This is a genomic window from Ethanoligenens sp. (assembly GCF_047718355.1).
Taxonomy (GTDB): Bacteria; Bacillota; Clostridia; order Oscillospirales; family Ethanoligenentaceae; genus Ethanoligenens.
In genome coordinates this window covers 1-5837 of the sequence record NZ_JBDNLG010000126.1, presented here as the reverse complement: position 1 = coordinate 5837, position 5837 = coordinate 1, and the positions used below count along the sequence as shown (strand labels likewise).

Here is a 5837-nt window from a genome sequence, read left to right as displayed (position 1 = left end):
GTATTGGATAATTACATTCTCATTGTTCATAATAGGATATCTTTCTGTCGTCCAATTCTCGCAGAATCCATATAAGCTATCTTTTGCCTTCGCTCCAATCCCTTTGACATTCGGCCTGATTGAAGTATTTAGGGGGCGCGAAGAAGGAGTAACGGAACTTGAATTGTCATGCAAAATATCTCCACAGGAAATGCTTATAACAAGAATAATTGTCATTGGTATCTATACAGCGATCCTCAATGCATCTCTATGTGCATTTGTATTTCTACAAGGTCAAGCAGATATTGTGCTATGGAGAATTACACTTTTATGGTTGACCCCTATGACTTTGATAGGCAGCATTACTTTGTGGTTCTGCTCAAAAATCAAGGGAACATATTCTATTATGCTCTCGTTACTCTGCTGGTCAGGAGCCTCTTACGTGTTTGTGACAAACGAGGGGCTGTTTAGGAATTTACTTTATTTGAATCCACTCTTCTATATCATTCCGCTTTGTGTTGGTATCGGGATTTTTGCTAAAGAAATTATAAGGCTGAAAAACCGCTACATTTTTGAAGGGAGAAATTCTGCATGGAACTGAAAATCGAGAACCTCTCGAAACAGTACAAAGAAAGGTGGGCAGTGAATAATTTCTCGATTTCTATCGGAGAGGGTGTTTATGGACTTTTAGGCCCAAATGGAGCAGGAAAATCGACATTAATGCGGATGTTGGTCGATATTCTCAGACCAACATCCGGTCGCGTTTTGTTAGATGATCAGGACATTCATCAAATGGGAGACAGTTACCGGGATGTGATTGGATATCTGCCCCAAAATTTTGGAGTATACAAAAACTTTACTGCACACCGGTTTCTCCTCTACCTTGCATCATTGAAAGGAATTTCGCGCAGAGTGGCCGAACCCAAAATTGACCATCTCCTCAAGTTTGTGAACCTTGAAGAAATGAGGTCTAAGAAAATACGCACATTTTCCGGTGGTATGAAACAACGACTTGGAATTGCCCAAGCCCTGCTAAACGATCCCGCAATTTTGATTCTGGACGAACCAACAACGGGACTTGATCCCAACGAACGCATCCGCTTTCGGAACTTACTGTCCGAGTTATCGTCAAATAAGATTGTCCTTCTTTCGACACATATTGTATCAGACGTCGAATATATAGCCAAGGACGTCATTGTAATGAAAAAGGGGCAGCTTTTACGACAAGCGCCTTCAGCAGAATTAATTGACGAGATGCAAGGCAAAGTGTGGAAATTGAAGGTGACCGAATCTTGCTTAATTGAGATGAAACAGCAGTACGTAATTGGCAATATTTTACGGCATAAAAACGATGTTGAAGTAAAAATAATTGCTGATGAAGCCCCGGGATCTGGAGCCATTTCAACGGAGCCTGATCTTGAAGACTATTATCTTTATCATTTTGGCGAGGAGGCCGTTCAGGATGGAACTTTTTCGGCATGAGTTATACAAGGTATTCACCAGAAAAATGGTGTGGATTGGACTTATCTTTGCAACTGCCTTGGTTTTGTTTTCTTCATTTGCGACTTCATCTCAATTGACACAAATGTACGGGAACATGAACGGTTTCTATAAAAATTTCTACAGCGGTAATGAAGGTCCCATTACTGATCAACTGAGGCAGAAGGCCAGCGAGTGGATTAGAACTGATGGGAAAGCTTTGAGCTTGAAAATAGCCACTGGTCAGGCAACCATGCAAGATAAGCAGACATTAGCTTTTTATTCTCAAATAGCTCAAACCGATACTTTGACCTCCAATAGAGCAGATAAAATTTCCGGCCTGAAGAGTGATGAACAAAAGGCCAATGACGGATATGACCAAAAGAAAGCAAATTTGAATATTTCAATGCTAAATGGTGTAAAAACATCCAGCCTGTACTTTACCCTCCTTTGGGCAACGATATAGAATTTCCTATGGGATTAGGGTTTGTTGTTATGGGAATTCTAATTTTGCTTGGGGTTTCCCCGATATTCACAGAGGAGTATTCGACAAATATGGATTTGCTGATACTCAGTTCCAAAAGAGGCAGACGAAGCGTTGTCACATCCAAAATCCTATCAACGGTTGTTTATTGCATGGCCGTTGCCCTATTTGTATTACTGTTCAATTTTTTGATTCAAGCGGCTTCCTTGGGAATACACGGATTAAACGCTCCTATTCAGCTAAATTCAGTTTTTGCTGATTCTCCTTATGCGATAACATATGGGAATTATCTTTTAATTCAATTTGGACTTTCCACATTAGCATGCATATTTTTTGGACTTCTCGTTCTTTTCGTTTCCTCCGTTTCAGTAAATGTTTTGTTGCCCTTTTTTATATGTGGAGCGCTTTTCGCATCAACAGCCTTTATTAATTCATTGGGATCTGCTGTGCCAACTGTTTTAGCGGAATTTTCAAATCTTAGTTATACTGAACTGATGCGCGTAGATGAACTCTTTAAATCCTTCAAAACCTACAATTTGTTTGGGCAACCTGTGCTATATCTAAATCTGACGATCGGCCTATATATTATTATTACCGCTCTTGCTATCTGTCTTACATATATTATTTTCAGGCAGCGTGAAGCGAAATAGAAAGTAGACAAAGCGATTTCTACCAAACAAAAAAAACACGAGTTTGGCAGGATGGTTTCTATGCCTTATTATGAATAAGTAATCCTCCAAATCCGTGGGTTTGGAGGATTTTCTTATGCATATTTTCACCACAAAGACTAACCGGCCGCCTTTCAGCGACCGGGCGTGACCAGCGGAATTCACCTTTTACCTTAACGTTCAGTGGGACACCCTCCCATTGGGCGTTTTTCTGTCTTCCGGTGATTTTCTTCCCCGATGTCGTTCACCTCCCGTCACCCTTCCCGAAAGTTCAACCGATTCGGAAAGGACGGGAAAGCCATGGAAGCACATATCATAGTCAACGGGCAAAGCGTGGCTGTTGACGTATCTGTCGAGGTTTTTTCCTACATGGATCGCGCAGATCACAAGGACGAAAACCTTGCCCATGAAAAACGCCGCCACTGGGACGGACGCGAGTTTGACGAATACATTATTGCTCATGAGTGCAGCCGGAGCTATTATGAAACGCCGGAGGATTGGCTCTGCCGCAGAGAAACCCTCCGGGAGATTATGACGGCGCTGGAAGGCTGCACGGCGAAGCAACGCAGACGCTTTCTGCTTTTCGCTTTGGAGGGGCTCAGTTGTTCCCAGATTGGTAACATCTGCGGCTGCTCCAAGTCCGCTATCCTTAAAAGCGTTGAAGCGGTCAGACGAAAATTGAAACACGCTTTGCAAGCTGGGTAAGCGAAATCCCATTTTTAGGCTACTCGGTGAAGGACTCTGCGCCCTATCACAAGCAAGAGAGACAGGCAGTTTCAAGCTGCCTGTCCCTCTGCTGTCTGGAGGTCAGCCATATGCCGATCATCAACCTACGCAAATATTACCCGTTTCTCAAGGAAGATCAATTTATGGAGGTATCCGAAGAAGTGGTCGACGCTTTTTGCAGACCCACCGGCAGGAAGATAATTACCGTCATCGAGTTTGGTATCACAAAGCCTATTACTCTCTGGATTACGGCGAAGGCATCGAAAACAGCATTCTTGATTTGGGGCCTTCTCCCGAAGAAATCCTCATGCAAAAAGTTTCAATAGAACAGCTTTATGAAGCTTTCGGCCATCTACCGCCGATTCAGGCACGGCGCGTGTACGCGCATTACATACTTGGCATGAAGAAAATCGAGATTGCCCGCGCCGAGGGCGTAAACGAAACCGGCGTTTGTTCCACCATTCAGGCGGGCCTAAAAAATCTCCGGCGCTATTTTGAAAAGAAAAAATGGATGGAGTGATTGAAATGGATATGCCGTCATCTCTGAATCCGGAAGCTGTGCGGGAGAAAATCCGCCAGCTTGAAAACCGGCAGAAGATTCTACTCAACCGAAAGGTCAATGCGGAGCGCAAAGCGCGAACGCACCGCCTCATTGAGCACGGAGCCGTTTTGGAAAGCGTGTTTCCCGAAATCGTGCCCATGTCGGGCGAACAGGTCAAAGCATTTTTACAGACTTTATTGCGATTGCGTTCTAACGGGGGCGCAGGATAACCGGCAGTCACGGAGTGCGCACTTATACACCCTTCGGGTGCCGTGCGCTCTGCGAGGCCGTTGCGCCCTTCGGGCGCGATGGAGGGCTACGCCCTCCAAACCTCTTGTGTAACCTCATGCCGCATCGAATTCTCTGTGGAGAATCCAATGCAGCGTGGGGTTTTGTTGTGCCTGCCAGTGAAAGGGTTTTGCTTATGGCCATCTATCATTGCAATATTAGAATCATTAAACGCAGTCAAGGCCAGAGCGCCGTTGCTGCCGCCGCTTACCGCAGCGGCCAAAAGCTCACAAACGAGTGGGACGGCATCACACACGATTATACAAAGAAGGGCGGCGTGGTTTATTCCGAGATTGTGCTTCCAGCCCATGCCCCGCCGCAGTTCTCTGACCGTTCTACCCTCTGGAACAGCGTGGAGAAATCTGAAAAAAGTCGCAATGCCCAGCTTGCCCGTGAAATTGAAATTGCGCTTCCCGCAGAGATTGACCGGCGCTCTCAAATTCGGCTTGTGAGCAAATATGTGCAGGATATTTTCGTTTCCGCCGGGATGTGTGCGGACTACTTCATTCATGATAAAGGAGACGGAAACCCGCACGCGCATATCATGCTCACCCTGCGCCCGATTCTGGAAAACGGCGAATGGGGGGCGAAATGCCGGAAGGAATACGACCTCGACGGACGGGGCCAGCGCATTCCGCTCCCCAGCGGCGAGTTCAAGAGCCACAGGGTCAACACCACCGACTGGAACGATCCGGGCAAGGCCGAGGAGTGGCGCGCACAGTGGGCCCGGTACGCCAACGCCATGCTGGACGCTCGTAACCTGCCCCAGCGCGTCGATCACCGCAGCTACGCACGGCAGGGTATTCAGCAGGTGCCCACCGTTCATATGGGCGTCGCGGCCTCACAGATGGAGCACAGGGGCCTTGCCACCGAAAAAGGCGCCGTCAACCGTGGAATTGCCGCACAGACCGTCTTTTGAAGGAGATCAAAGCCTGGATTACCCGGCTCTACAACTGGGCAAAGCAGCAGGCCACCGCCCAGCCGGAGGCGAAGCAAAGCGTTTGGGAACAGCTTCAGCAGACACAGGCGGCAATCCGGTCAGCTACCCGGTATGGCAAGGTTAAGGCTCTCAAAGAGAGCGCCGCCCTGTTCAACTTTTTGCAGGAAAACGGCGTTTCTTCCATACAGGAGCTCTATGCCAAAGTTACCGCCATGCAGACGGAGTATTACAGCCTACGCAGTCAGATCGCGGCCACCGACCGCCAGATTAGCGGCTTGAAAACGCATCTCTCCATGTGGAAGCAGTATACCGACAATAAGCCGTTCCGCCAGCGCCTTTCCGCTTTGAAGCCGCGAGCGCAGGCGGCATATCAGTACGAGCGTTACACCGAATTCGCCCTGTATGAGGCTGCCGTGCGGTATCTGAACGGTCTGAAAGACCGTAGCGAAAAGATCACGCCCAAGGTATGGCAGGCTGAAATAGAGCGCCTTACCGCCCATAACAATGCCCTTTGCCAACGGATGAAAGCCATGCGCCCGGAGATTCATGCCGTGGAGAAAATCCGGCAGACCGCCGATAGGCTGGCCCGGATGGAAAAATCCAGAGATCAAAGGCAGGAATACGACCGATAACGCGGAGGGGGGGTGACAGATCGTCACCCCCCTTGGCCAATTCGACCGACAAATGGCCCTCCATTGGCAGGGCTATTTTATTTATTGCTTTAAAGAAAGT

Annotated in this window: 9 protein-coding genes; all 9 read left to right on the top strand. The window is 47.5% G+C overall.

Annotated elements, in window-relative coordinates:
• A partial coding sequence (locus ABF463_RS13640; protein ID WP_415534447.1) for a hypothetical protein occupies window positions 1-580 on the top strand: 580 nt, incomplete at its 5' end.
• Entirely contained in the window at window positions 571-1461 is an 891-nt protein-coding gene (locus ABF463_RS13635; protein ID WP_415534445.1) for an ABC transporter ATP-binding protein, read from the top strand. The genes ABF463_RS13640 and ABF463_RS13635, both read left to right, overlap by 10 nt.
• Complete coding sequence (locus tag ABF463_RS13630) at window positions 1442-1924, top strand: hypothetical protein (protein ID WP_415534443.1); 483 nt, start codon at window positions 1442-1444, stop codon at window positions 1922-1924. The genes ABF463_RS13635 and ABF463_RS13630 overlap by 20 nt, the downstream gene beginning before the upstream one ends.
• Before the next feature lie 89 nt (window positions 1925-2013).
• Complete coding sequence (locus tag ABF463_RS13625; RefSeq protein WP_415534441.1) at window positions 2014-2592, top strand: hypothetical protein; 579 nt, start codon at window positions 2014-2016, stop codon at window positions 2590-2592.
• A 318-nt stretch (window positions 2593-2910) separates the two neighbouring features.
• A complete protein-coding gene (locus ABF463_RS13620; protein WP_415534439.1) occupies window positions 2911-3315 on the top strand; it encodes an RNA polymerase sigma factor in 405 nt (134 codons plus the stop codon).
• Window positions 3316-3511: 196 nt separating this feature from the next.
• Window positions 3512-3856: an RNA polymerase sigma factor gene (locus ABF463_RS13615; protein WP_415534437.1), complete on the top strand. Its 345-nt coding sequence runs from the start codon at window positions 3512-3514 to the stop codon at window positions 3854-3856.
• A gap of 5 nt (window positions 3857-3861) precedes the next feature.
• Window positions 3862-4107, top strand: coding sequence for a DUF3847 domain-containing protein (locus ABF463_RS13610; RefSeq protein WP_415534435.1), 246 nt, complete (start codon window positions 3862-3864; stop codon window positions 4105-4107).
• A 194-nt stretch (window positions 4108-4301) separates the two neighbouring features.
• Entirely contained in the window at window positions 4302-5084 is a 783-nt protein-coding gene (gene mobQ / locus ABF463_RS13605; RefSeq protein ID WP_415534433.1) for a MobQ family relaxase, read from the top strand.
• Complete coding sequence (locus ABF463_RS13600; RefSeq protein WP_415534431.1) at window positions 5081-5737, top strand: hypothetical protein; 657 nt, start codon at window positions 5081-5083, stop codon at window positions 5735-5737. The genes mobQ and ABF463_RS13600 overlap by 4 nt, the downstream gene beginning before the upstream one ends.
• Window positions 5738-5837 lie beyond the last annotated feature (100 nt).

Bases quoted from the DNA above. Each gene is read 5' to 3' on its own strand.
- ABF463_RS13635 (WP_415534445.1), top strand. From the start codon at position 571: ATGGAACTGAAAATCGAGAACCTCTCGAAACAGTACAAAGAAAGGTGG.
- ABF463_RS13630 (WP_415534443.1), top strand. From the start codon at position 1,442: ATGGAACTTTTTCGGCATGAGTTATACAAGGTATTCACCAGAAAAATG.
- ABF463_RS13625 (WP_415534441.1), top strand. From the start codon at position 2,014: ATGGATTTGCTGATACTCAGTTCCAAAAGAGGCAGACGAAGCGTTGTC.
- ABF463_RS13620 (WP_415534439.1), top strand. From the start codon at position 2,911: ATGGAAGCACATATCATAGTCAACGGGCAAAGCGTGGCTGTTGACGTA.
- ABF463_RS13610 (WP_415534435.1), top strand. From the start codon at position 3,862: ATGGATATGCCGTCATCTCTGAATCCGGAAGCTGTGCGGGAGAAAATC.
- mobQ (WP_415534433.1), top strand. From the start codon at position 4,302: ATGGCCATCTATCATTGCAATATTAGAATCATTAAACGCAGTCAAGGC.